This window comes from Chryseobacterium sp. MFBS3-17 (assembly GCF_020687745.1).
GTDB lineage: Bacteria > Bacteroidota > Bacteroidia > Flavobacteriales > Weeksellaceae > Marnyiella.
This window is the reverse complement of sequence record NZ_JAJEWK010000010.1, coordinates 239,999-264,575: the sequence shown is the minus strand read 5'-3', so window position 1 is coordinate 264,575 and position 24,577 is coordinate 239,999. Positions and strand designations below refer to the sequence as shown.

The following is a 24,577-nucleotide window of genomic DNA, read 5'->3' as shown; positions in this document are numbered from 1 at the left end:
GGGAAGATGCTCTGCAGAAATCAGATTATATTTACTTCGCGCTCCAGCGTAATACCGAATTTCTCCTGTACGGATTCTATAATCATGGCGGAGAAATCATAGATTTCCTGCCCGGTGGCCTTTCCGGTTTTATTGATGATGACCAAAGCCTGCAGTTCATGAGTGGCCACATTTCCAATTTGTTTTCCTTTCCATCCGCATTGCTCAATCAGCCAGCCGGCAGGTACTTTCACGAGCTGTCCGCCGGGATAACCCGGTATTTGCGGAAATGTTTGTTTTAATGTATCATACTGTGCTGCAGGAATGGAAGGGTTTTTAAAAAAACTGCCGGCATTACCCATGATTTCCGGATCGGGCAGTTTACTGCGGCGGATGGCGATGACGGCACGGGAAACATCCTGAATGGTGGGATTCACGATTCCAGCATTGGTCAGCTCAGATTGTATAGCGCCGTATTCTATACGAATCCTGTGGTTTTTGGTGGTCAGCCTGAAGGTCACTTCCAGAATCACATATTTTCCTTTGCCTTCCTGCTTGAAAACGGAGTCACGGTATCCGAACCGGCATTGTTCATGATTGAAAACTTTTGTATTGCCGGTTTCCAGATTCAGCACCAGGCAATGTACGAAGCAGTCCTTGATTTCAGTACCGTATGCACCGATGTTCTGCATGGGAGATGTGCCCACATTACCGGGAATCAGCGACAGATTCTCCAGTCCGCCGTACTGATGGCTGAGGCAAAACTGAACAAACTGATGCCAGTTTTCTCCTGCCTGAGCGGTCACCAGGACATGTCCTTCAGTTTCTTCGGCTACGGAAATCCCCTTTAAATTCAATTGAATCACCAAACCTGCAAAGTCACACGTCAACAAAACATTGCTGCCGCCACCCAAAAAAAGCAGTTCGAGGGATGCGGTGCGGGCAAAATCTAAAACCTGCTGCAGTTCTTGCAGATTGGTGATTTCAGCAAAGAATTGTGCATTGACATCTACGCCGAACGTATTGTAATTTTTTAAAGAAACATTTTCCTGAATCATGGGTATTTCCGTTGGTTAATGAAGCGGTTCAAAATCAGAAAACGGGCTGTAACCCGTTTTTTTGTGATAATTTGTTCAGTTTTTAGAGATTAAATTCTGCTCTGTATTTCTGCAGGGCATCGTTCAGCAGTTCTACACTTCTTCTGAGGTCTTCTTCCTTCAGTACGTAGGCGATGCGAACTTGCTTTTTGCCCAGTTCCGGATTGCTGTAAAAACCGCTCATTGGCGCTACCATCACGGTTTCGTTATGATGAGAATATTTTTCCAGCAGCCACTGCGCAAACTTGTCAGAATCGTCTATCGGAAGTTCTACGCCGCAGTAGAAAGCGCCTTTCGGCTTGGGGCAAATGACTCCGGGAATTCCGTTCAGTAAATCTACCAGTAAATTTCTTCTTTTGGTGTATTCTTCGCGAACACTCATGATGTAAGCGGTGTCATTTTCGTGTGCCGCAGCGGCCGCAATCTGACCCAGGAGTACCGGCGACAAACGTGCCTGTGCAAAGAGCATGGCGGCATCATGAATCCTTTTTGAGCGGGTAATCAGACAACCAATGCGCGCACCACACATGGAATACCGCTTGGATTCAGAGTCGATGATGATGGCGTGTTCGGCCAGCTCCGGGAAATCAAAGATAGAAACCTGCTGTTTCCCGTCATACACATATTCCCGGTACACTTCGTCAGAAATAATCACGATGTCATGTTTCAGGGCGATATCTGCCAGTTTTTGCAGTTCCTCGCGGGTGTACAGGTATCCGGTAGGATTCCCCGGATTACAAATGATGATCGCTTTGGTCTTCGCGGTGATTTTCTTTTCAAATTCTTCCATCGGCGGCAGGGCAAAACCACTGTCTATGGTAGAGGGTATGGCAACCACATTCACATTCAGTGCGTTGGTAAAGCCGTTATAGTTGGCATAGTACGGTTCGGGAATGATGACTTCGTCTCCGTCATCACAAAGCGTAGAGAGCGCAAAGTTCAGGGCTTCAGATCCGCCGTTGGTGACAATAAAATTATTGGTAGTAAGATCTGTAAATCCCAGCCGGTGGTAGTAATCCCGCAGCGCGGTTCTGTACTCCAGATTACCTTCAGACAGGGCGTATTCCAGCACTTTCAGGTCTATATTTTTTAATGCGTCTATCGCAGTTTGCGGGGTTTCAATATCGGGCTGACCAATGTTCAGGTGATACACTTTTATTCCTCTTTCCTTGGCTTTCAGGGCATAGGGAACCAGTTTTCGTACCGGTGAAGCGGGCATTTCCTGAGCCCTTTTTGAAATCTTTGGCATTGTAAAAATAATTTATGCAAATTTAAGGAAATTTTCAGGAGAACAGCGGGTCATTTTACCATTGTTTCGGTCTGCTTAAATTGCCTAATTTTGTGCAATGAAAAAAATCCTGCTCCTTTCGGACACTCATTCCCATCTGGACGACCGTATCAGAGATTATGCTTCGCAGGTTGATGAAATCTGGCATTGCGGTGATTTTGGTACGGTGGAGGTTCTGGATGAACTGGCTGCCATCAAACCCATGAAAGGAGTGTACGGCAATATAGACGGTGCAGATGTGCGCAAATCTGTGCCGGAAGTAAACCGTTTCTTTTGCGAAGAAGTAGAAGTGCTCATGATTCACATAGGCGGCTATCCGGGAAAATATACGCCACTGGCCAGGAAAGAAATTCAAGCGAAATCTCCCGGGTTGTTTATCTCCGGACATTCTCATATTTTGAAAGCTATGTATGATGAAAAGTATGACTTGCTGCATCTGAATCCCGGCGCCTGCGGCAAATCCGGCTGGCACAAAGTGCGCACCATGATGCGTTTTGAAATAGAAGGAAAGGAGATTAAAAATCTGGAAGTGATAGAACTGGGATCAAGAACATGAAAATAGGAGACAAAGTATCTGTGCTGGATGAGAATCTTTCCGGAATCGTGACTTCTGTGAAAGGAGAAACCGTGGTGCTGAAGGATGAACACGGTTTTACCCACGAGTATCACCGGAAGAACCTGGTGATGCACCAAAAAGATCTGTATGAAGCCACACCGGTGGTCCGGAAAAAGGAAACGGATAAACCGGTCTCAAAAAAGCACAATAAAAAACCGCTGATTCTGGATCTTCACTTTGAAAACTTAGTGGATGATCCGGCTGCATACAGCAGTTTTGAACGTTTATTCATTCAGAAGGAAAAGTTGCAGGAAACTTTGGACTTTTGCCGCAGAAATAACCTGAAACGTCTGGAAATCATCCACGGCATCGGAGACGGAACGCTGCAGAATATGGTGCTGGATGTACTGGAAAGCCAGATCAACCTGGATTTTCACCACAATGAAATCCTGCGCCACCAGTCGGGTTCGGTATCGGTGCTGTTCCGTTGATTATTTCTTCTCCGGAAGCAGGGTGAAACTAGAGGCTACAAACTGATTTTTTTTAATCACGCCGGTCACTTTCGCCTTCCGTACTTTATTACAGAAACCATCATCTGCATGGGCATTACCGTGATCATTGATGGTGGTTCCCACTACCTCGTATATTTTCTGGTCTATTTTCACATTCAGAAAACAACCTTTGTCCGATTTTTGATTAAACTGACACATGCCACAGGAAGCCTCTACAACCTGGTTGGTGATTTTTTTTTGCGCAAACATCACTACAGAAACGCAAAGGGACAAAAACAGAATTAACTTTTTCATAACGGTATTTTTAAACAGTATAAATGTAAGCATATTATCCTTTCAATATCCGGGTCTGACCAAAGATTTGCCGCTTCCGGACATGATATTTTTCAGGCCGGGAATTATTTAATAAATTTGCTGTCTTCAACGATGGAAAAATTAAATTTACTCTTTACCAAAGATTCGGTGTTTTATCAGTTCATGCGCAGTAAAAGCGTAAAGGAAGAATCATCTTTTACTCCGGATGATGAAGTTCTGCAGGATTCCGTACTGGAAAAACTGAATGCGGTTCTGGAAAAGAAAACAGACCGGATTACCGTCATTTCTGCCCTGAATCATTTTACCATGGTTCCGGAAGGATTCAGCCAGCACGATGCCGGCTATGACCTGATTGCCCTGAATGCCGGAATAGATGCAGATAAGGAGGAACTGATGCTTGCCGTGAACAAAAAATACGGCGTACAGTTTTACTATACTTTTCCGAAAGATCTCTATCATAGGCTGAAAGGTAAAAATATCCCGGTCAACTTTAATTTTTCCGGAGAAAAGTTCCTGAGTTCAATTTCGCCCCGCAGCGGAAAAGAGATCCACATCAACCTGCATCATAACCAGTGTGAGTTTTTTGCTCTGAACGGCAAGAAAATTAAGCTTTATAACAATCTGGATATGACTTCGGAAGTGGATTTTCTGTATTTCATTATGTTCAGCCTCAGTAAAATAGATTTTGGCATTAATGAAACCCGTTTTTACGTCTATGGTGAGACTTCCGAAAACGAAACATTCATTTCAGAATTGCAGAAATTTGTAAAGCAACTGAAAATTGTTTATGACAATCTACCGAAGAAAAAATTCCTTATCAACAATTAAACATCAGAATCTTCTCCTATATGTACAGAATTATCGCCGGAAAATGGAAAGCAAAGAAAATTGCAGCACCCAAAAATTTTGATGTAAGACCTACCACAGATTTTGCCAAAGAAGCCTTGTTCAGCATTCTGGAGCATCGTTTTGATCTGGAATCTGTGGCAGTGCTGGATTTGTTTGCCGGCATCGGTTCTATTTCGCTGGAGTTTGCCTCAAGGTATTGTCCGGATGTTACTTCAGTAGAGATGAACCCGAAGCATTGTGCATTCATCAACAGTACGGCCGGTGACCTGGATATGGCCATACAGATGAATATTCAGCGCGGAGATGTGTTCGAATGGCTGAAGAAAAACCGCGGCAGAAAACAATACGATATTGTCTTTGCAGATCCGCCTTTTGATCTGGATGCTAAAAAATACCAGGAACTGATTGCGTTGATACTCAATAATAATTACGTGAAAGAAAACGGGCTGCTGGTGGTAGAACATCAAACGAAAAACGCGCCAGATGATTCCCGGCTTTCAGAAACCAGGAAATATGGAAATGTAAGTTTCTCGCTGTTCAAAGCAGAAGAAACTGCAGCAGAGGACTAAAGGTGTTTGGGCTCGTAAAAAAATACCAGTTTCTTTTCTGCCCCTTCAAATTCTGACCAGGAGGTACAGTTGATTTCGAAACCCGCTACACCACAGGTAGGGAACAGAAATACATCTTCCGTCATGGTATTCGCAAAATTGGAAATCCCGTTATTGTGTGAAAAGAGCGCTACCGAACTGATGCTGTCTTCTATATCGTGAATGACGGAGAGCAGATTGCGCTCTGTAGGCTGGTATAGTTTTTCATCTGTAAACATAGGCGTTTGCAGCGTCTGATGAAAAATTTCGGAAGTAGTGAAGGCACGCACGGCAGGGCTGGAAATGAGCCGGTCTATGGAAATCTGCTGGTTTTTCAAAAACTGCGACATCCTGGCCGCATCGTGCAGACCGCGTTCCGCAAGGGGGCGGTCGAAATCTTCGGTGTGTTCCGGCCAGTCACTTTTGGCATGGCGAACAAGGATAAGTCTTTTCATATGTTTTTTGGATTTGGGGAAATAAAATTATAAATAATTTTTGATTTTACGCATGCAGAACATCAACATCAACCAAAAGAACCGCTAAAAATGTTTAAATTTGCACCTTATGGGGCAAATCATGGCCATTGATTATGGAAAGAAGAGGACCGGAATTGCTGTAACAGATGATTTACAGATGATTGCAAGTGGTCTGGATACGGTGGAAACGGTGAAACTCTTTGACTTTCTTGCACGATATTTCCGCGGAAATGAAGTGGAACAGGTAGTAGTAGGACTTCCCACAGATCTGAAGGGGAATCTCTCTGAGGTAGAAGCAGATATCCTGAAATTTATTGCAACTTTCAGTGAGCAGTATCCCGGCATCACGGTGCACCGTTTAGATGAACGGTTTACCTCAAAAATGGCATCTTTTTTTATTTCGCAGAGCGGAAAATCCAAAAAGGAAAGGCAAAACAAAGGGCTGATTGATAAGGTAAGTGCCACGATTATATTACAGAATTTTTTAGAAAAGATAAAGAAATGATTTTACCAATTCGGTCTTTCGGAGACCCGGTTTTAAGGAAAGTAGGGCAGGACATAGGCCCGGATTATCCAAACCTAAAGGAATTGATTGCAAATATGTACGAAACCATGGAGTCTGCCAATGGTATAGGCCTGGCGGCACCACAGGTAGGACTGGATATCCGTCTGTTTTGTGTAGATGTTTCGCCCCTGGCAGAAGACGAAGACTACGCTGATATTGCAGAAGACCTGAAGGATTTTAAGAAAGTATTCATCAATGCCAGAATCCTGGAAGAAAGTGGTGAAGAGTGGAAATTTAATGAGGGTTGCCTTTCTATTCCGGATGTACGCGAAGATGTGAAACGCAAAGAAACCATTCTGATTGAGTATTTTGATGAGAATTTTGTGAAGCATACCGAAACTTTTTCCGATATTCGTGCCCGCGTTATTCAGCATGAGTATGATCATATAGAAGGAATTTTGTTTACAGATCATCTCTCATCGCTCAAGAAAAAACTGGTAAAAGGGAAACTGAACAAAATTATGAATGGTGATGTGAACGTGAATTACACGATGCGGTTTCCTAAATAACCATTCAGATAGAATTTAGAAAATAAAGATAAAACAGCCATGCGGGGCGTGGCACTATAAAAGTTATATTTATGGAGTTAGAGAAAATTATTTCAATTTCGGGAAAACCAGGTCTCTTTAAACTGGTATCACAATTAAGAAACGGATTTATCATTGAGGATATTACCTCTAAGAAAAAACTAAGTATAGGAAATTCTAGCCAGGTAAGCCTGTTAGACAATATTGCCATGTTCACATTTGACCAGGAAGTTCCGTTGTTTGATGTTTTTGAAAATATTGCTAAAGATAACGGGTATCAGGCTACGGTATCTCACAAATCAGACGAAGCAGAACTGAGAACTTTTATGGATGTGGCTTTACCCAATTATGATACAGAACGGGTATATGTTTCAGACATCAAAAAACTGGCTCAGTGGTACAATATCCTGCACGCTGCGGGATACATTACAGAAGAAAGCTTCGTAAAACCTGAACAGAACACCGAAGAAGCCGCAGAAGTAAAAACAGAAGCACCAAAGCCTGCCGAAGCGAAAGCAAAAAAATCTGCAGCGCCAAAGGCCAAAGCAGCCACTTCTGCTGCCAAGTCAGCACCGAAGTCCACACACAGAAAACAAGGCTAATAAAGTAAGGTTTTTTGTTTAAGCAAAAAGCTCTGTCACCAGGTGAGGTGACAGAGCTTTTTTATGCGATACTGAGGTCATCAAAACTGCGCAGTCCGTTCAGAAAATCCTTTACAGGCATCTTCTTTTTGCCTTCCAGCTGAACTTCCAGCGGGCAGTAGAATCCGTCTGCCGTGTGTATTCTGATGCTGTTTTTATCTGCTTTCACAGTGCCGGGAATTGTATGTGCGTCTGTGATTTCATACTTTCCGGTGTAAATTTTAAGAAATTTCTCTTCGTCTCCCATTTTAATCGTGGTAAAAGCAGCAGGGTACGGAGACATGCCGCGGATGAAATTATGAACGGTCTCAGACTTCTGATTCCAGTTGATGCGCGTATCCTCTTTGAAGATTTTAAAAGCATTTTTCGGCTTCTCTGTATGTGGCTGCGGTGTAGTGGTAAGGCTGTTTGCGGCCAGTCCATCCAGCGTTTTTACAATAAGTGCAGCACCGGTGGTCATCAGTTTATCATGTAATTGGCCGGCATTTTCGTCCGGCAGAATTTCCACCTCGGTCTGCAGAAGCATATGGCCTTCGTCTATTTTTTCATTAATGAAAAAGGTGGTTGCACCGGTTTTGGTTTCTCCGTTAATGATGGCGTAGTTAATGGGTGCCGCACCCCGGTAATCCGGCAGTAATGATGCATGAAGATTGAACGTTCCGAGCGGCGGGATCTCAAACAGGACTTTGGGCATCATCCGGAAGGCTACTACTACAAATACATCTGCATTCAGTGCCTTTATTTCTTCTAAGAATTCAGGATTTCTGAGTTTCTCCGGCTGCAATACCCGCAAGTGCTGTTCTTCTGCATACATTTTTACGGGCGACTGGTTTATTTTTTGGCCCCGGCCGCTGGCTTTGTCTGCTACCGTGACTACGGCTGCTATTTCATGGTGCGACTCATGAATGGCCTGTAATGCTGTCCTGGCAAACTCCGGTGTTCCGAAGAAAATTACTTTAAGTGGTTTCATTCAAAAAATTATACGGTTTTATTAGGTGTTTTCGTTTATTGATCAGGCCAGTGCATAGGTTCTGAAATTCAGCATTTTTACTTTTCCGGCATCCAGGAGAAGGATAAGGTTTTCCAGAACTTTTTCCCTCGGAATGAAATTCAGCTGAATTGAAATTTCATCTGCTGTTCCTGCACCGTTTCGCAAAATATTCAGAATTTCGTCCGGAATACTTGCCGGCGCAGCAGGGGTTCTGGCCTCACAGGTATTACACTGACCACAGTTTTTGGAATTTTTCTCGCCGAAGTAAGCCAAGATAAGCCTCATTCTACAATGGGTTTTTTGGTGTACAAAGAATTTCATTTCCTCCCATTTCTGCAGTTTATTCTGCTGGATTTGCTGAAAAAGTTGCCAATAACGGCCTTTTACAGAGCGGTCATCCCGGGGTTTCAGAAAATTGATGCTGGCCAGGGCGCCGTCTGTATATTCCAGATGTCCCTGTGCCTGCAATTCCCGGATTCTCTCTTTCAGAAGCAGGGCATCTGCCCCGATTTTTAATCCGAGGTTGTGCTCACTGAAGAGTACCCTGTGGATGGCAATTCCGGGAAGATTTCTGAGCAAAAGTTCTATGAAATAACTGTCCTTTTTCGGCAGCAGATCCATTTCTTCTGGTTTGATGTTCAATTGCAGGGCAGAGAGACTTTTATTATTATTCACATAAACCAGTTCCTGGTTATGAAGGAAGTTCAGGATGTTTTTTACTTTTCCGGATGAGGTTCTGCTTAGCCGGGTCAGCTTTTCAATCTGCAACTGAAACGTTTTTTCCGGAAGGTCTGCGTCTGCAATCTGAAAAACAGAATAGAGATAAGTGATTACATCACAAAATTCTTTTCGGTTCGGAATCTGATATTGCAGGAGTTGGTTATACTGATCCAGTTCCTGCTCGTTCCAAAGCATAAACGCATAGCTGAGGGCACCGTCTCGGCCCGCGCGGCCTATTTCCTGGTAATAGTTCTCCAGACTGGCCGGTACGGAATAATGAATGATCAGCCTCACATTGTCTTTATCGATACCCATTCCGAAAGCGTTGGTGGCCACCAGTACCTGGTCATTACCGGAAATCCATTTTTTCTGTCGCTGTTTTTTTTCTGCGGTAGTAAGGCCGGCATGAAAGTAATCTACGTTCTCCAGACGGTTTTGTTTCAGAAATCGGGTCAGATCTTCGGCTTCTTTGCGGGTTCGGGTGTAGATGATGCCTGTGTTTTTATTGTACCGGAGCAGATCAAAAATTCTTTGGTATTTATCGCCTACCTGATCAATGTAGATTTTAATATTATCTCTTTTGAAACTTTTCTGAAAAATTTTGGGCTGCCGGAACTCCAGTTTCTGAATGATTTCCTGCAAAACTTTTGGTGTAGCGGTCGCCGTAAGTGCCAGACAGGCCAATCCGGAATGATCTGTTCTGAAATTTTTAATGTTCTGATAGCTGGGTCTGAAATCCTGTCCCCATTCCGAGATACAGTGCGCCTCATCTACGGCAATGAATGAAACCTGTACCTCCTGCATATTTTGCAGAAACTGCGGATTGGTGAGTCTTTCGGGCGATACATACAGCAGTTTCGTCAGGCCTTCTTTGCATTTGGAGAATACGTTTTCAAGTTCAAATTCATCCATGTCCGAAGAGATAAATTCTGCTTCTATGCCTCTGTTCCGCAGCTGCATGACCTGATCCCGCATTAAAGCAAGCAGCGGAGAGATGACGATACAGGTTCCTTCCAGAATCAGGGCGGGTAACTGGTAACACAATGACTTTCCTGCCCCGGTAGGCAGAAGCGCTACGGTATCATGGCCTGCGATCACTGCATCAATGATGGCCTCCTGATTTTCCCTGAAGGCGTCATGCCCCCAGAAATGGCTGAGGGTCAGTGTTTTAAGTTGTTTCAGATCATTGGGCGTTACCATGTGATAAAATTACTAAAATATATGGGGATAATAAAAAGGTCACGCAATTGCGTGACCTTTTTTATCAATAGTTTTCCGGATTTATTTCGCTTCGAAATAAACTCTTCTGTTTGCTCTGTTTTTCCATTCAGGACATTTGGTAGCAGGGTTACATTCAGGGTATTTCAGGTCTTTTTCACCTCTTCCTACTGCTTCCAGTTTGCCGCTTTCTACACCGTTCTGAATCAGATAGTTCTTCACATTGTTGGCTCTTCTTTCAGATAGTCTCTGGTTGTAAGCGTCAGAAGCTCTGGTATCTGTAGCACCTACTACTCTGTAAGATCCCTGAGTAGAGTTAATGTAATTTACTGCATTGTTCAGAATAGGAGTGTTGGACGGCAGGATTCTGTCAGAATCCAGATCAAACTCAATACCTTCAAGTGTTCTGGTATCATCAGTAATGATTCCGGTAGTGGTAGTAGGACATCCGTCATTCTCCACAGGTCCGGGAACGGTTACACACTTATCGTACAGATCTATGACACCATCCAGGTCTGTATCTAGTGCTACACCTGCACCGTCAACTCTTGCACCTGCAGGGGTATCCAGTTCTCTGTCCCAATCATCGCATACACCGTCGTTATCATTATCTCCGGCTTTACACACTTCAACATCTCTGTTTTTTTCTGCCAGTACATCCAGTTTGTAGTAGATTTCCTGCAGCGGATCATGCCAGAACAGGTGAGATTGGTGCTTGCCCAGTTTTACGGTAAGTCCCAGTTGAGCATTGATGAAGTTATCAGAAACCTGATCTTCTCTTCTGTTGATGCTGCTGTACTGTGCGCCACCACCATCAAATTGATCATCACCGGTCACTACATACATGACTCTACCTTCAATATCTACTCTGCGGCTTGCTTTGTATTTCAGACCCCCACCGGCTTGCCCGAACAGGGAACTCATGGAGAAAGGTTTTACTTCTTTCATCATCTTTTGTCCGTTCAGATCTTCCAGATAAGCTCTGTAGGCCAGGGTACCGATACCGGCATACCCGTGTAGTGCCCATCTGTACGGAGATTTGTTATCTACTCTTCTCAGTAAATTAGAGAAGTTGATGTCTCCCATTAATGAAATTGCATCATATTGCGTTCTGGCACCCACTTCCTGAAATCCCGTAGATGTAGGATCTTCTTTTTTGGTGTTGAACCAGCCTTGTCTGGTTTCGCCACGGTCATATTGCAATTTCAGACCGAATGCGTGCGTTATGGCTTTGTCTACACTGAAATAAGCAGAGTATCCGAAAATATCTTTCCCGGAACCATTACCATTTTTCAGTGAAGTTAAATCTGCAGACTGAACCAAGGGTACACCTGCACCCGCAGAGATGGACCAGTCATTAAATCTCTTGCTTTGCTGCGTAAAAGGATAAACATTCGCAGATCCGGAAGAGAAGGTATTAGGGTACTCATCTGTTGTCACAGCTATCGAGTCCTGTGCAAGTGCAGCTACAGGAATTGTGAAAGCTAATGCCACAATTGTTTTAATAATTTTCATAATGTTATATTTTATTTAATGTTTGTAGTGGTAATTATTGATTTGTAGGACATCCGTCGTTTTCTACGGGTCCGGGTACGGTTACACATTTGTCGTAAAGATCTATGACACCGTCCAGGTCCATATCCAGGGCCACACCTGCGCCGTCAACTCTGGCTCCTGCTGGTGTATCCAGTTGTCTGTCCCAGTCATCGCAAACGCCGTCATTATCGCCGTCGCCGCTTTCACAAACTTCAAATTCCACCGGAATGTTTTCCAAGGTATTGATTCTGCCGTATGCTTCCTGCAGTGGGTCATGCCATGCCAGATGAGAAAGTTTGTTCCCCAGCTTGAAGTTCAGGCCAAGGGTTGCCGTCCACATATTGTCTGAAAAAGAATCATTCAGCATATTATAATTAACGATAGGAGCCTGCTCTCTGGTCCATCCACCACCGTCAAATTCTTCATCGCCGGTAATGATGTACATGGTGCGCGCTTCTATGTCAATCAGTTTAGATACTTTGTATTTTACGCCCAGGCCTCCCTGAAAGAACAATGACCCGACTGCAAAATCCTGATCAATTTCAATTGGTACCCGGGGCGGGTGGTCATTCCATCTGGATGCATTCTGATCAATCAGCAAGGTTTTGTACTTCTGAAAACCAATCCCGGCATAGCCGTGAAAGGCCCATCTGTAAGGTGAATGATTGTCTACGCGTCTTAGTAAATTAGAGAAATTTACATCGCCCATCAGAGAGATCTGATGAAACTTTGTCCAGGCATCTGCTACGCCAGCCAGAACTCCTTCCTGGCCGCTCAGCATTCCCTGCTGGTTGGTCTGGCCTACCTGATACTGCAATCCCATGCCGAAAGTATGGGTGATTTGCTTGTTCAGGCCGGCATAAGCAGTCCAGCCCCAGTTTACTTTTCCGTCATAGAATGAGGTGAGATCCGCATGAGGCAAAAAGGCAGCGCCACCCCCTACAGATACAGACCAGTCATTAAATCTTCTGGCGGAATTATCAAACTTTTGAACGTAAGCCGATCCAGATGAATACGTGTTTGGGTATTCAGTCTGCGCTAAAGCTATACTATCTTGTGCATACATCCCTATAGGCAAAGATACTAAGGCTAATAAAATTAATTTCATACGTTATGTTTTTTGGTTACATACCCAATTCTTCAATCAACTCTCTGGAAAACTTACGCTCATACAAATGCTTGTGATGAGGGATTTTAAGTTTTTCACAAGAAAAAGTCAATTTGTTTATGGAAACTATATCAATGTCGATGATACGGTCTGTATAGTGTCCGGACGCAGCAGAATCGCTTATTCTGCCCATATCCTGCTCAATTTTCTTTAATTTTGAAAGTAGCTGCATGGGCGAATGCTGCGTATTTATTGATATTGCAATATTACAAAAATAATTAATACTGTCAAATTCAACGGGTTTATTTATAAGATATTTACTTTTATTTAATATAACACATCCGCTGTTTTCAATTTGCTGAACCGCAGTATCTATGTTTTTTTTAACGTCACCCAAATTACTTCCGAGTAACAAAATGGCTGTTTGTTGCGACATATGTTGAAATCAATTAAATATAATGAAAAATTTTATTCGAAATGTAGCAGCAAATATCGTGGCAATCTTGCTCTTGGGCGGTATTTTCTTTATTTTTTTTACAGTTCTGATGCTCATGAGTGCTGCCACCGGCAATAAAAAGGCACATGTGAAGAAAGATTCGGTGCTCACACTGGATTATCATACGAGTATTGTAGATGGTCCTAATGATGGGCAGGCAGGCATATTTTCTTTTCAGAGCAAGAATAATAATGTCATGGTTTATGATGTGGTAGAAGCAATTAAGAAAGCTAAATCTGATGATAAAATTAAAGGAATCAGCATAGAAACAGATTTCATCAGTGCAGGAATCACCCAGCTGGATGATGTGCGTGCCGCACTGGAAGATTTTAAAAAATCCGGAAAGTTTGTAACTGCATATGGCAATAATGTGTCTCAGGCTGCCTATTATCTGGGATCTGTGGCAGACCAGTATTACCTGCATCCGGCAGGCGGCATAGAACTGAAAGGTCTTTCTGCAGAGGTCATGTATATGAAGAGTTTTGCAGAGAAGTATGGCATCGGGCTGGAGATTATCCGCCACGGAAAGTACAAATCTGCAGTAGAACCTTATATGCGGGATGATATGTCACCGGAAAACCGCGAGCAGTTGTCCACTATCCTCAATGATATCTGGAGTGATACTGCCTCCAAAATTTCAGCTTCCCGAAAAATCCATCAGAATGATTTCAAAACTGTAGTGGATAGTCTGTATGGTGTGATTCCCGAACTCAGTATCAAGCATAAACTGGCAGACAAGCTGGTTCAGAAATCTGAATATAATGATTTGCTGAAACAGAAACTTAAAGTGAAAGAGGATAAGGATCTGAACAGAATTTCCATTTCAAAATACATCAGCTCCTTTAGTGATAAAGGTAAAAAAGATAACCAGGTAGCGGTTCTTTATGCATCCGGAGCCATCTATGGGGGTGAAGGGTATGACGGTATCTATGCGGAAAATTTTGTAAAAGAAATTCAGAGTCTTGCCGAGGATAAGAATGTAAAAGCAGTCGTGCTGCGCATCAATTCGCCGGGCGGAAGTGCCAACGCTTCAGATGAGATTTTATTTGAAATGCAAAAACTGAAAAAGAAAAAACCGGTGGTGGTTTCATTTGGAGATTATGCGGCATCTGGCGGGTATTATATTGCCATGGCTGCAGATAAAATCTATTCAGAAAAGAATACGCTCACAGGTTCCATTGGGGTGTTTGGAATGATTCCTTATTTGAAAGAAGCGGCCAATAAAAATGGGATTTATACCCACGCAGTCACTACGAATGCCAATTCCAATCATATTTCCATGATTAATGGTCTTTCTCCGGGTACGGTGAGTATTCTGACCCAAAGTGTGGAAGGCACCTATAACCGGTTTGTGCATTTTGTTACTCAAAACAGAAAGAAAAGTTTCCAGCAGATAGATGAAGTTGGCGGCGGCCGTGTATGGTCCGGTACCCGCGCAAAAGAACTGGGGCTGGTAGATGAACTGGGTACACTGAATGATGCCATCGCTTATGCAGCCAAGCAAGCGAAGGTGTCAGATTATAACGTATCTGCATTCCCGAAAAAGAGATCGCAGTTCGAGATATTTCTGAAAGATTTTGAGGAAAATGAAGTTGCTGCCAGAATTATCAGTAGAAAAATAGGGAAGGAGAATTATGAATTGTTCGAGCGGGTAACCGATCCTAAATTACAAAGCGTTGTCATGATGGGCATGCCTTATCAGATCAAACTGCAGTAAACCCTTCCGGTATGGCTTACAAAAAAATCCTCTTTGCAAATGTGCAGAGAGGATTTTTAACTTTTAGATTGGAAATACTAACTCCGTTTGGTGGCCAGTCCGTATATCCATAATATAATCAGTGCCCCGACCACGGCCAGCGCCATGCTTCCGAAATTAAATCCGGTGACGTCTCCCATTCCCAGCAGCTGGCCTACAAAAGCGCCTACATAAGCACCTATAATTCCGAGGATAATGGTCATCAGCCAACCCATGTTCTGGTTTCCTGGCATAATTAATTTGGCTAAAGCCCCTGCAATCAATCCGAAGATAATCCAAGTGAAAATTCCCATAATTTTAAATTTTTAAATGTTAGTAATATTTTGTGATTTTAGTAAGCTAAAGTTAGGCCTTTTTTTTAATCCTAAAATATTTAATTGAAATCTTATAAGAAAATGGAGAAATTTTAAAAATCACTTTCTTGTGAAGAAAGAATCTACGAATTGTTCCCCGTTAAAGAGTTGCAGATCCGTCATTTTTTCTCCTACACCTATATATTTTACCGGAATCTGAAACTGATCAGATATTCCTATTACCACGCCGCCCTTGGCTGTTCCGTCCAGTTTGGTTACGGCCAGTGCGCTGACTTCGGTAGCTGCGGTAAACTGTTTTGCCTGCTCAAAAGCATTCTGGCCGGTAGAGCCGTCCAGTACCAGAAGGATCTCGTGGGGAGCATCGGGAATTACTTTTTGCATGACCCGTTTTATTTTGGTCAGCTCGTTCATGAGGTTTACTTTATTATGGAGTCTCCCTGCGGTGTCTATAATGACTACATCGGCCTGATTGGCCACCGCACTTTGTACGGTGTCAAAGGCTACGGAAGCGGGGTCTGAGCCCATTCCCTGTTTTACAACAGGCACGCCCACGCGCTCACTCCAGATCACCAGTTGGTCTACGGCAGCCGCCCGGAAGGTATCTGCGGCACCCAGTACTACAGATTTTCCTTCACTTTTAAACTGATGAGCCAGTTTCCCTATTGTTGTGGTCTTTCCTACGCCATTGACGCCCACCACCATAATGACATATGGTTTTTTGCTGTGGTCTATATTTCCGGTGCCGGCATGCGGGTTTTGCAGAAGCAGTCCGGTGATTTCCTCGCGCAGGATTTTGTCCAGTTCGTCAGTTCCTACATATTTGTCCCGGGCCACGCGTTCTTCTATGCGTTCTATGATTTTAATGGTGGTAGCCGCTCCTACATCAGAGCTGATCAGAATTTCTTCCAGGTCATCCAGAACTTCATCATCTACTTTGGATTTTCCGACAACCGCTTTGGATATTTTTTCAAAAAATCCACGGTTAGATTTTTCCAGACCCTGATCCAGGGTTTCTTTTTCTTCTTTATTAAATATTTTTTTAAACCAACTCATAAGGTGTTGTTAGATTTTTAATGGGAATGCAGGATACTGTGCTGATGGTGAGGTCTGCTGCATGCGGAAACAAAGATAACAAAAAAACTACCCAAAAATTGAGTAGTTTTATATCCTTACGTTTAGATGTGTTATTTCTTTAAGAAAGCATCTACATCATCAGCGTTCATTACTTTTTCTTCGAAAATGTAGGCTCCTGTCTTAGGAGATTTGATCATTTTCACCACTTTGGTCATCTTCTTGGATGATCCGTCTTTCAGTGTTGCTACAACTTTCTTTGCCATGGTAAAATATCTTTATCTGGATTATTTAATTTCTTTGTGAACCGTGTATTTCTTCAGAATAGGATTGTATTTTTTCAATTCCATTCTTTCGGTCGTGTTCTTTTTATTTTTGGTCGTGATGTATCTGCTCATTCCGGCAACACCAGTTTCCTTATGCTCTGTACATTCCAGGATTACCTGTACTCTGTTTCCTTTTTTTGCCATGATTGCTTATTATTTAATAAAACCGTTTCTTGTTGCTCTTTCTATTGCTTCTTCAATACCAATCCTGTTGATGATTCTCAATCCGTGTGCAGAAACTTTCAGCGTTACAGACTTTTCCTGCTCCGGAAGGTAAAACTTCTTCTCCAATAAGTTAATTTCAAAACGACGCTTCGTTTTGTTATTAGCGTGAGAAACATTGTTTCCTACCATCGCACGCTTTCCTGTTATTTGGCAAATTCTTGACATATCTCGATGTTCTTTTTAACTACTAAATATTTGAGAGTGCAAAATAACGAAGAATTTTTGTTATAGGCAAACTTTTATGAATTATTTTTCATGAATTTTTATTCAGGATCCTTACGTGCCGGTGCAGACTAACGTGCTGATAGACAAACAGGAAAAAGACAGGGAAATAGAGCAGGTAGTACCGGGGAAGTGGTGCCACAGAATAGAAAATCAGAAAGAACAAGAACAGTACGCCTGTAAAAATGGTTATGAATGATTTTTCCCTCAGCCGTATTGCAAGAGCAAACAGAAAAAGCAAGTTGAAAGCAGTAAGAAATCCCGCATACAACCAACTGATTACGGAGCCGGAAAAATTATAATTGCCAGGGTAATAGTTGGTAAAGTTTATCCCAATTTTTTTAAGGGAATTTACGAGAAACAGTGACCGGTGTTCTGATGTAAATTGTTTGCCCAGGGATTCCATATAGGCATCAATCTCCTTTTCGCTGTGAAAGTGTTCCCGTAAGTAATCATCTGTAGGAACTAGGTCTTTCTGAGGGTCGTAGGGCAGGTTGGCACTGGATAAGACATTGTATCGCACATGATTGCCTTTGGCAAAATTGTAATTTAAAGAAGTGGAGTAATGAAAGACACCAATTTTTTGATAGTTCCGGATGCACCACGGCAGATAAACAAGAAAAACGAACGGCAAAACCAGAATTGCCTGCCGGATTTTGATTTTCTGATGAGCAGCCAGCAGCATGGCAGAAAAAAGCATTAAAAAAATAAACTCATACCGGATGTACATTCCCAAAACAGAGATGACTGCGGTGAAGATTACTGTTCTTCTGCTGAAACAGCTGTTGACTCTCACAATCAACCCAATGAATATGCAGAATATGGACACGGTAAGTGCAAATGAACTTATTTTGGTAAGTCCTGTAAGAATGGGCGGAAAAAACAGTAATGCGGCAAATGCCGGATAGAAGTTCCCTGCTTTTGGGGTCAGCTTCTCAAAGGTCTGCGTGAGGAATTTCACCGAAAAGAAATAAATGACCGATTGAATAATACAGGATACCACGGTCCAGTAATCTGCTGGGCTTATGCTCTGAACCACCAGTAAATAATAAGGATACAGCGGTGGCATATGTGCGGTGGGTTTTCCGTAATAGTAATAGTCTCCATGGATGTCAAAATCCCGCATGATGATCACCCATTCAAATACAAGTTCTGCATTCCGGCTCAGATAGGTAATCAGGAATATATACAGCAGAAAGGTGACCGGATATTTGTATTTCAGAAAGAAGGTTTTCATTTTTTCTTCTCCCGGATTTTACTGATGAGGGTATAAAACACCAGAAATCCAAGCGCGAAAATACTGAATCGCGAAAGCAAATCGCCGGTACGGACATAGAATGTTTCACCGTCGTACAGGTTTATTTTGGCATAGAGTGCCGTCTGGTCTCCGTATAAGGTGTCTGCTTCTGTTTCCCCTTGTGCATTGATGTGTGCTGAAATCCCGCTGTTGGCTGACCGTGCAATTTCCCGGCGGGTTTCAATAGCCCGCAGTTTTGCATAAGACAGCAGTTGTTTGTGTCCCTGGGTGACGCCCCACCAACTGTCATTGGTCATGATTGCAAGAAAATTGGCTCCGTTTTTCACAAATTCTGCTGTAAATTCTCCATAAATACTTTCATAACAAATGATGGGTGCCAGTTTTCCCGGATTGAAATTATTGCCAAAAACTTTACGCTCTTCGTCTGTTCCCAGAGATGCTACCGTGCCTCCCAGATTAATCATGGCATCGCCCAGAACAGGTTTCAGCGTGTTGATGTACGGAAAAATTTCAACCCCGGGTACCAGTTTTCCCTTGTGATAGACCTGTATAGGGCGGTCAGGTTCAATCTGTATGGCGGTATTGTAGCTTTCAACCCATGTGCCGCTTCCAATCTGGTAGGCATTTTTTGGAATGTTGGTTCCTTCTGCAAAAAACTGATGAGAGGAGATGCCCGTTGCGAAAATAGATCCCGGTTTGGCTCGCATAAAATCCCGTACAGCATTCAGCAGGCTGCTTTGGTTCATGCCCGTTTCAGAAATTGAACCATAGCCAGGCAGGGAGGTTTCCGGGCCAATGAAGTAGTCTATGTGTCCGTTTTTTGAATGTTCTGTGGCTAACGTAAGCAGTTCATTCAGGATCTGAGTACTGTCTTTGCTGTATTTTTCGGTATAGGGATCCAGTTCCGGCTGCAGCAGCAGTACACTGATTTGTCCCGATGGTTTTTCGTTAAACGAATAGTATTTTGCCAGTGAAATCCCAAACGGAATCAGAATGCCGGCTGCAATGACGGAGAGATTTTTGATAAGATCTTTCCTCACACGGCCTGCCTCCCAAGTTCTTACGGTATAAAAAATGTACACATTAATCAGTAAAATCCAGAAACTGCCACCGGTAGCACCCAGGGTATCGTACCACTGTATGAGTTTCGGGTAATCGGAAAATACATTGCCCAGATTCAGCCACGGCCAGGTAAGTTCCCAGCCCAGATGGAATTTTTCAAAAGACATCCAGATGGCCACAAAAAACGCCAGACCCCAATAGGTTCCCTGTGCTCTTTTGTACCAGTGATACAGGATGAAAACCAGGGAATACAACAGGGAGTTGGCCAGAACGGGGATTACTACTGCTGCGATGGAATGGGAACCGTCCGGATTTTTGGAGCCGTAAAGCCAGCCGGTGGTCACGATATTCCAGATCAGAAAGGTAAGGTACGACATCCCGAAAACCGCCCAGCCTTTCCTTTTGATCCCTGAAAATCTGGTTAAACTGTGTTCTGCCATCAGAAGGGGGACCAGTGCGAAGAAAATGAAAAAAGGGATGCCGAAAGTGGGCCACGAAATGCTGAGCAGAAGCCCGGAGATAAGTGCCGGTAGTAAATATTTCATAAATGCTTGACTTTTGAAAATCAAATTTCAGTACCTCAAAAGTACTGTTTTTAAATGAGAGACAGGCCACCGGAAGCAAATATTCAGTTCCGTTTCCGAATAAAGCACTATCTTTGTGCATCAAAAAAATTAACGCAATGAGTGATACAGTTTTGTGCCCTAAATGTAATTCGGAATTCACCTATGAACAGGATAATTTGCAGGTTTGTTCGCAGTGTTTCCATGAATGGGATCCGGCAGAAATCACAGATGAAGATGCTGTGATAGACAGCAATGGGAATGTGCTTCAGAATGGCGACAGTGTAGTAGTGATAAAAGATTTGCCGGTGAAAGGTGCTCCCAAGCCTGTGAAAGCGGGAACCAAAGTGAAAAACATCAGACTGCGTCCGGATTCAGACCATAATATTGATTGCAAGATTGACGGCTTCGGATCTATGGCGCTGAAATCTGAATTTGTGAAGAAAGCATAACGATTTTCCTTGATTTGTCTGGAAGGAAAAACCCGGTATTTCATGAAATGTTTGATTTCCACTTTATATAATCCATTAATCATACATTAAAATATTAAGCTGATGTTCAGAACCTTTCAGGGTATCAAAAAAACAAACTTTACCCTCGGCAAAATATTGTTCTTTTTTATTATTCTGGATGTTTTAGCCATCGCAGGATTGCTGATTCTTGCTTTGTTTCCTCAGTTCTACAGACAGAAGGACACTTTTCTGGAAACTACTTTTACGCTGAATATGGTTTTAATAGCCCTGTTTTTGTTATCGGCACTTAATTATATTCTGTTTAAAGGAAAAAAGAAAGCAAGCCTGGCCGGCATGCTGGAAATCCGTGAAAATGAAATTGTGGTAAATGATCAGACTTTACGATTGGACGAACTGGAAAGAATGAGATTTATCGGGAATGATGTCAAAGGAGATTTTCGCGGACACGTTTCCAAAGGAATTGGCAATGAATTTATTGTGAAGCTGAAAAGCGGCGAACAAATTTCGGTGACCTTTGAGCAAACCCGGGACAATAACCTGATGGGTTTCAAAAATATTTTGAAAGGTTATTATCAGAGAGGTCTGCTCTCCGAATCCAACTATCAGAATATCATTAACAATACTAATTACTATTAACCAAAAGGCAGTGCATTCGCTGCGTTTTTCAGTATCTCATAGGATTTTTTTCTGGCTTCATGCTCATAGATGTGAGCGGTGAACATGATTTCATCTACCCCAAACCTTTCCTGGAATTTTTGCATCTGATTTTTCACGGTTTCTTCGCTGCCTATAAAACTGTAGCGCAGTTTCTGCAACACCCCCGCTTTCTCCATCGGATTCCAGATGTCGTCCATATCATCTACCGGCGGTGCATAGGGTTTGCGGTCATTTCTGATGAGATTCACAAAGGCCTGATACAGAGTAGTGGCCAGGCGCTGAGCCTCGTCGTCCGTATCTGCAGCAATTCCATTCACACAGACTATGATAAAAGGCTCTGGAAATCCCTCGCTGGGCTGGTAATTCTCTTTGTAAATCTGAAATGCCTGCATCATCATTTCTGGTGCAAAGTGTCCTGCAAATGCATATGGAAGTCCAAAATCCGCAGCCAGCCAGGCACTGTCTGTACTGGATCCCAATACGTAAAGAGGGATGTCGCAGCCTTCGCCCGGGATGGCTCTTACGGCACTTCCGGAATTTTCTGCAGAAAAATAGCGCTGTAATTCCCGGATCTGTCTGGGAAATTGTTCGTTGATGATCATCGGGTTTCGGCCCAGCGCTTTCGCAGTGAGTCCGTCTGTGCCCGGCGCTCTGCCCACACCCAGATCTATTCTGCCGGGGAAAAGAGTCTCCAGCGTTCCGAACTGTTCGGCAATTACCAGTGAACTGTGATTGGGCAGCATTACACCACCCGAACCTACTCGGATTCTGGAAGTACCATTGGCAATATAACTGATGAGTACAGAAGTGGCAGAACTGGCAATGCTTTCCATATTGTGGTGTTCTGCCAGCCAGAATCTTTTATAGTTGAGGGATTCGGAAAAGCGTGCCAGGTCCAGACTTTCCTGAAAGGTCTCGTGGATGGTGCGGTTCATCTTTACCGGTGCCAGATCCAGCACTGAAATATCAAACGGTTTCATTTTTTTCTTTTAAAAAGGTGTAATGGTTCAGTAGAATCCGGATTTCATAGAACTCAAATGGCAGTGGCAATGCCTGTTTCCAGCTGTTCAGATTGTCGTGTCCGGTTCCGTTTTCAAATTCCTGACGAAAAGCTTCCATTTTCTCCCGGGCGATGACCCGGTCCAGATCCAGCAGGCCCTGAGAGGCAAATTTTGCCAGATGCCCATAGATGGTTTCCGGCACCAGACCCCGTTCACGGGCAATTTCTGGAATGGTTTTGCCTTCTTCAAATAACTGAAAGGTAAGAATGTGTGAGGGAACCTTTGCGACTTTTGTGGTGATTTCCACTTCATTATTTTTATCAAAAAGTGCGGTGTCCAGCAGACGGAGGGTTTTCAGATCCTTCAGGTAATCTTCCAGATCATCCAGAAAAACACGGAAATCCTCATTGTATTGTTTGGCGCCTTTTACCCCTTTGGTTTCCGCATAAAAACTGAGCAAAGGCTGAAAAATCTTTGCTGAGATTGCGGTAAAGAAAAAATTTACAGCGCCCTTTGCTTTGTCTTCTACGGCACTCCACTCTTCCTCTCCGGACACGAATTTATGTGTTTTCTGCCGGATGATTTTTTCAAATTTTTCAAAAATAGCGGTCAGGTTTTCTGTTTCAGGTTTGATGGCACTGTACAGGAACTGAGCCTTTTCAGTATCGGCCACTCTGCTTGCTACGGCAGTTTTGTGCCATGAGTTCAGAGCCGGCAGTATCCACGGACAATGCAGTTTTTGGATGATTTTTTCAATGCTGTAGTCATATTTTTCTGCGTTAAGGATTTCCTGCACCCGATGGTTGGCATGGGTTTCATCCTGAAATCTGGACACGGTGCGGTTCGCAAAAATGACATCGGGTGTAATTCTGGATTTCAAAACGATTCCTTCCAGCGTACGGCAGCGGGAGAGTGCTACATAGACTTGTCCTGCTGCAAAGGATTTTCCGGCGTCAATAATTAACCGGTCAAAAGTGAGTCCCTGTGATTTGTGAATGGTCACCGCCCAGGCCAGCCGCACCGGAAATTGGCGGAAACTGCCCAGTATTTCTTCTTCAATGGTTTTATCCGGCTTTAGGGTGTAGCGTTTCTGCTCCCAGATTTCTTTTTTCAGGGTATAGGGTTCAGGATCGCCGTCAATGAGTACGGTAATTTCTTTTTCAGTGAGGTCAATCACTTCTGCCAGTTTACCATTAAAGTATTTTTTTTCCTGGCTCGCATCATTGCGGATGAACATGATCTGTGCGCCCGTTTTCAGTTCAATGGTTTCATCATTCGGATACTGATTTTCATTAAAATCGCCTATAATATCGGCTTTATAGGAGTAAGATTTACCGGTAAGGGCAGTGAGTTTTTTTTGATTGATGTCGTCTGCCATCCGGTTATGAGAGGTGAGATAGACATACGCCTCATCGGTAGGTTCGAAATCCGGAATGTACCGTTCGTTCAGGGCGTCGAAGTCTATGTCGCGTATTTCGCCATCGCGTATTTCATTGAGTATTTCCAGGAATTTTTCATCCTTCTGCCGGTAAACGGTGGTGAGTTCCAGAGTGATGAGCGGCAATTCCTTCAGCGCATAACTGTCAAAAAAGAAGGGCGAATCATAATATTGCCTCAGCAGGTTTTCATCCCGTACTACGGGTGGCAGCTGATACAGGTCGCCAATAAAAAGCATCTGCACCCCGCCGAATTTCTGCTGATTCCTGCGTACGTGGCGCAGGGAGAAGTCCATCATATCCAGCACATCTGCACGCAGCATGGAAACCTCATCAATAATAATAATTTCAATCTCCCGGAGTAATTTTATTTTATCTTTCCGGTACTTGAAATGATGCATAAGATCGGCAATATTATTGGCATAAGTACCATCTATCCGTTCTGTAGTGGGCAAAAAAGTGCGCAGCGGCAGGCCGAACATGGAATGGATAGTAACCCCGCCTGCATTGATGGCGGCAATTCCCGTAGGTGCTACCACAATGTGTTTCTTATGGGTTTTTCGCACGAAATCATTCAGGAATGTCGTTTTTCCTGTGCCTGCCTTGCCTGTAAGAAAAATGCTCCGGTTGGTATGTTCTGCAAGTTCAAATAATTGCTGATTCATTCCGTAAAATTAGGTAAAATTTATCTCTGCAGAAATCTGTTGGCTCTTCTTCGTGTATTTTTCATTAATTTTGAAATTATTTTCGCT

At 43.2% G+C, this 24,577-nt stretch carries 28 protein-coding genes; 10 read left to right on the top strand and 18 right to left on the bottom strand.

Going from position 1 to position 24,577, the window contains the following annotated elements; genetic code table 11:
• Positions 1–20: 20 nt before the first annotated feature.
• Together murB and LKO26_RS09015 are read right to left on the bottom strand one after the other, a co-directional pair.
• Positions 21–1,037 carry a UDP-N-acetylmuramate dehydrogenase gene (gene murB / locus LKO26_RS09020; RefSeq protein ID WP_227587528.1) on the bottom strand — a complete coding sequence of 339 codons (1,017 nt, stop codon included), beginning with the start codon at positions 1,035–1,037 and terminating at the stop codon, positions 21–23.
• An 82-nt stretch (positions 1,038–1,119) separates the two neighbouring features.
• Complete coding sequence (locus LKO26_RS09015; RefSeq protein ID WP_227587527.1) at positions 1,120–2,325, bottom strand: pyridoxal phosphate-dependent aminotransferase; 1,206 nt, start codon at positions 2,323–2,325, stop codon at positions 1,120–1,122.
• 97 nt (positions 2,326–2,422) lie between these two features.
• Between LKO26_RS09015 and LKO26_RS09010 the strand changes: the two genes are divergently transcribed.
• Entirely contained in the window at positions 2,423–2,920 is a 498-nt protein-coding gene (locus LKO26_RS09010; RefSeq protein ID WP_227587526.1) for a metallophosphoesterase family protein, read from the top strand.
• A complete protein-coding gene (locus LKO26_RS09005) occupies positions 2,917–3,411 on the top strand; it encodes a Smr/MutS family protein (protein ID WP_227587525.1) in 495 nt (164 codons plus the stop codon). Before LKO26_RS09010 ends, LKO26_RS09005 begins: the two co-directional genes overlap by 4 nt.
• Here LKO26_RS09005 and LKO26_RS09000 read toward each other — a convergent pair whose 3' ends face one another.
• Positions 3,412–3,726 carry a DUF6370 family protein gene (locus LKO26_RS09000; RefSeq protein WP_227587524.1) on the bottom strand — a complete coding sequence of 105 codons (315 nt, stop codon included), beginning with the start codon at positions 3,724–3,726 and terminating at the stop codon, positions 3,412–3,414.
• Between the two features lie 132 nt (positions 3,727–3,858).
• Here LKO26_RS09000 and LKO26_RS08995 point away from each other — a divergent pair, with 132 nt between their 5' ends.
• On the top strand, positions 3,859–4,575 hold the full coding sequence (locus tag LKO26_RS08995) for a DUF3822 family protein (RefSeq protein WP_227587523.1): 717 nt from the start codon (positions 3,859–3,861) through the stop codon (positions 4,573–4,575).
• Between the two features lie 20 nt (positions 4,576–4,595).
• Positions 4,596–5,165 carry a 16S rRNA (guanine(966)-N(2))-methyltransferase RsmD gene (gene rsmD / locus LKO26_RS08990; protein ID WP_227587522.1) on the top strand — a complete coding sequence of 190 codons (570 nt, stop codon included), beginning with the start codon at positions 4,596–4,598 and terminating at the stop codon, positions 5,163–5,165.
• On the opposite strand, the gene LKO26_RS08985 is transcribed toward rsmD, so the two are convergent.
• On the bottom strand, positions 5,162–5,638 hold the full coding sequence (locus LKO26_RS08985) for a SixA phosphatase family protein (protein WP_227587521.1): 477 nt from the start codon (positions 5,636–5,638) through the stop codon (positions 5,162–5,164). The genes rsmD and LKO26_RS08985 overlap by 4 nt on opposite strands.
• A gap of 109 nt (positions 5,639–5,747) precedes the next feature.
• Here LKO26_RS08985 and ruvX point away from each other — a divergent pair, with 109 nt between their 5' ends.
• From ruvX to LKO26_RS08970, 3 genes are all read left to right on the top strand, one after another.
• A complete protein-coding gene (ruvX, locus tag LKO26_RS08980) occupies positions 5,748–6,164 on the top strand; it encodes a Holliday junction resolvase RuvX (RefSeq protein ID WP_227587520.1) in 417 nt (138 codons plus the stop codon).
• Positions 6,161–6,733 carry a peptide deformylase gene (gene def / locus LKO26_RS08975; RefSeq protein ID WP_227587519.1) on the top strand — a complete coding sequence of 191 codons (573 nt, stop codon included), beginning with the start codon at positions 6,161–6,163 and terminating at the stop codon, positions 6,731–6,733. Before ruvX ends, def begins: the two co-directional genes overlap by 4 nt.
• Before the next feature lie 71 nt (positions 6,734–6,804).
• Positions 6,805–7,353: a DUF5606 domain-containing protein gene (locus tag LKO26_RS08970; RefSeq protein WP_227587518.1), complete on the top strand. Its 549-nt coding sequence runs from the start codon at positions 6,805–6,807 to the stop codon at positions 7,351–7,353.
• Positions 7,354–7,414: 61 nt separating this feature from the next.
• On the opposite strand, the gene fmt is transcribed toward LKO26_RS08970, so the two are convergent.
• From fmt to folK, 5 genes are all read right to left on the bottom strand, one after another.
• Positions 7,415–8,362, bottom strand: a complete 948-nt coding sequence (gene fmt, locus LKO26_RS08965; RefSeq protein ID WP_227587517.1) for a methionyl-tRNA formyltransferase — start codon at positions 8,360–8,362, stop codon at positions 7,415–7,417.
• 42 nt (positions 8,363–8,404) lie between these two features.
• Positions 8,405–10,303, bottom strand: coding sequence for an ATP-dependent DNA helicase RecQ (locus LKO26_RS08960; protein ID WP_227587516.1), 1,899 nt, complete (start codon positions 10,301–10,303; stop codon positions 8,405–8,407).
• 81 nt (positions 10,304–10,384) lie between these two features.
• Positions 10,385–11,836: an OmpA family protein gene (locus LKO26_RS08955; protein ID WP_227587515.1), complete on the bottom strand. Its 1,452-nt coding sequence runs from the start codon at positions 11,834–11,836 to the stop codon at positions 10,385–10,387.
• Between the two features lie 34 nt (positions 11,837–11,870).
• Positions 11,871–12,965, bottom strand: coding sequence for an OmpA family protein (locus LKO26_RS08950; RefSeq protein WP_227587514.1), 1,095 nt, complete (start codon positions 12,963–12,965; stop codon positions 11,871–11,873).
• A 16-nt stretch (positions 12,966–12,981) separates the two neighbouring features.
• On the bottom strand, positions 12,982–13,401 hold the full coding sequence (folK, locus tag LKO26_RS08945) for a 2-amino-4-hydroxy-6-hydroxymethyldihydropteridine diphosphokinase (protein ID WP_227587513.1): 420 nt from the start codon (positions 13,399–13,401) through the stop codon (positions 12,982–12,984).
• A gap of 22 nt (positions 13,402–13,423) precedes the next feature.
• Here folK and sppA point away from each other — a divergent pair, with 22 nt between their 5' ends.
• Positions 13,424–15,178, top strand: a complete 1,755-nt coding sequence (sppA, locus tag LKO26_RS08940) for a signal peptide peptidase SppA (protein ID WP_227587512.1) — start codon at positions 13,424–13,426, stop codon at positions 15,176–15,178.
• Positions 15,179–15,255: 77 nt separating this feature from the next.
• Here sppA and LKO26_RS08935 read toward each other — a convergent pair whose 3' ends face one another.
• The 7 genes from LKO26_RS08935 to lnt all read right to left on the bottom strand — a co-directional run bounded on the left by LKO26_RS08935 (position 15,256) and on the right by lnt (position 20,240).
• On the bottom strand, positions 15,256–15,510 hold the full coding sequence (locus LKO26_RS08935; RefSeq protein ID WP_227587511.1) for a GlsB/YeaQ/YmgE family stress response membrane protein: 255 nt from the start codon (positions 15,508–15,510) through the stop codon (positions 15,256–15,258).
• A 120-nt stretch (positions 15,511–15,630) separates the two neighbouring features.
• Positions 15,631–16,584: a signal recognition particle-docking protein FtsY gene (gene ftsY / locus LKO26_RS08930; RefSeq protein ID WP_227587510.1), complete on the bottom strand. Its 954-nt coding sequence runs from the start codon at positions 16,582–16,584 to the stop codon at positions 15,631–15,633.
• Between the two features lie 131 nt (positions 16,585–16,715).
• Positions 16,716–16,868 (bottom strand): DUF4295 domain-containing protein, encoded by a 153-nt coding sequence (locus tag LKO26_RS08925; RefSeq protein WP_227587509.1) that lies wholly within the window; start codon positions 16,866–16,868, stop codon positions 16,716–16,718.
• 21 nt (positions 16,869–16,889) lie between these two features.
• Positions 16,890–17,072, bottom strand: coding sequence for a 50S ribosomal protein L33 (gene rpmG, locus LKO26_RS08920; RefSeq protein WP_227587508.1), 183 nt, complete (start codon positions 17,070–17,072; stop codon positions 16,890–16,892).
• A 9-nt stretch (positions 17,073–17,081) separates the two neighbouring features.
• Positions 17,082–17,318, bottom strand: a complete 237-nt coding sequence (gene rpmB / locus LKO26_RS08915; RefSeq protein ID WP_227587507.1) for a 50S ribosomal protein L28 — start codon at positions 17,316–17,318, stop codon at positions 17,082–17,084.
• A gap of 88 nt (positions 17,319–17,406) precedes the next feature.
• Positions 17,407–18,612, bottom strand: coding sequence for a hypothetical protein (locus tag LKO26_RS08910; protein WP_227587506.1), 1,206 nt, complete (start codon positions 18,610–18,612; stop codon positions 17,407–17,409).
• Positions 18,609–20,240 carry an apolipoprotein N-acyltransferase gene (gene lnt / locus LKO26_RS08905; RefSeq protein WP_227587505.1) on the bottom strand — a complete coding sequence of 544 codons (1,632 nt, stop codon included), beginning with the start codon at positions 20,238–20,240 and terminating at the stop codon, positions 18,609–18,611. Before lnt ends, LKO26_RS08910 begins: the two co-directional genes overlap by 4 nt.
• A gap of 137 nt (positions 20,241–20,377) precedes the next feature.
• Between lnt and LKO26_RS08900 the strand changes: the two genes are divergently transcribed.
• Positions 20,378–20,710: a zinc ribbon domain-containing protein YjdM gene (locus LKO26_RS08900; protein WP_227587504.1), complete on the top strand. Its 333-nt coding sequence runs from the start codon at positions 20,378–20,380 to the stop codon at positions 20,708–20,710.
• Positions 20,711–20,812: 102 nt separating this feature from the next.
• Positions 20,813–21,367 (top strand): hypothetical protein, encoded by a 555-nt coding sequence (locus LKO26_RS08895; RefSeq protein ID WP_227587503.1) that lies wholly within the window; start codon positions 20,813–20,815, stop codon positions 21,365–21,367.
• On the opposite strand, the gene LKO26_RS08890 is transcribed toward LKO26_RS08895, so the two are convergent.
• Positions 21,364–22,368 carry an LLM class flavin-dependent oxidoreductase gene (locus LKO26_RS08890; protein ID WP_227587502.1) on the bottom strand — a complete coding sequence of 335 codons (1,005 nt, stop codon included), beginning with the start codon at positions 22,366–22,368 and terminating at the stop codon, positions 21,364–21,366. The genes LKO26_RS08895 and LKO26_RS08890 overlap by 4 nt on opposite strands.
• Positions 22,355–24,490: a helix-turn-helix domain-containing protein gene (locus LKO26_RS08885; RefSeq protein WP_227587501.1), complete on the bottom strand. Its 2,136-nt coding sequence runs from the start codon at positions 24,488–24,490 to the stop codon at positions 22,355–22,357. Before LKO26_RS08885 ends, LKO26_RS08890 begins: the two co-directional genes overlap by 14 nt.
• Positions 24,491–24,577 lie beyond the last annotated feature (87 nt).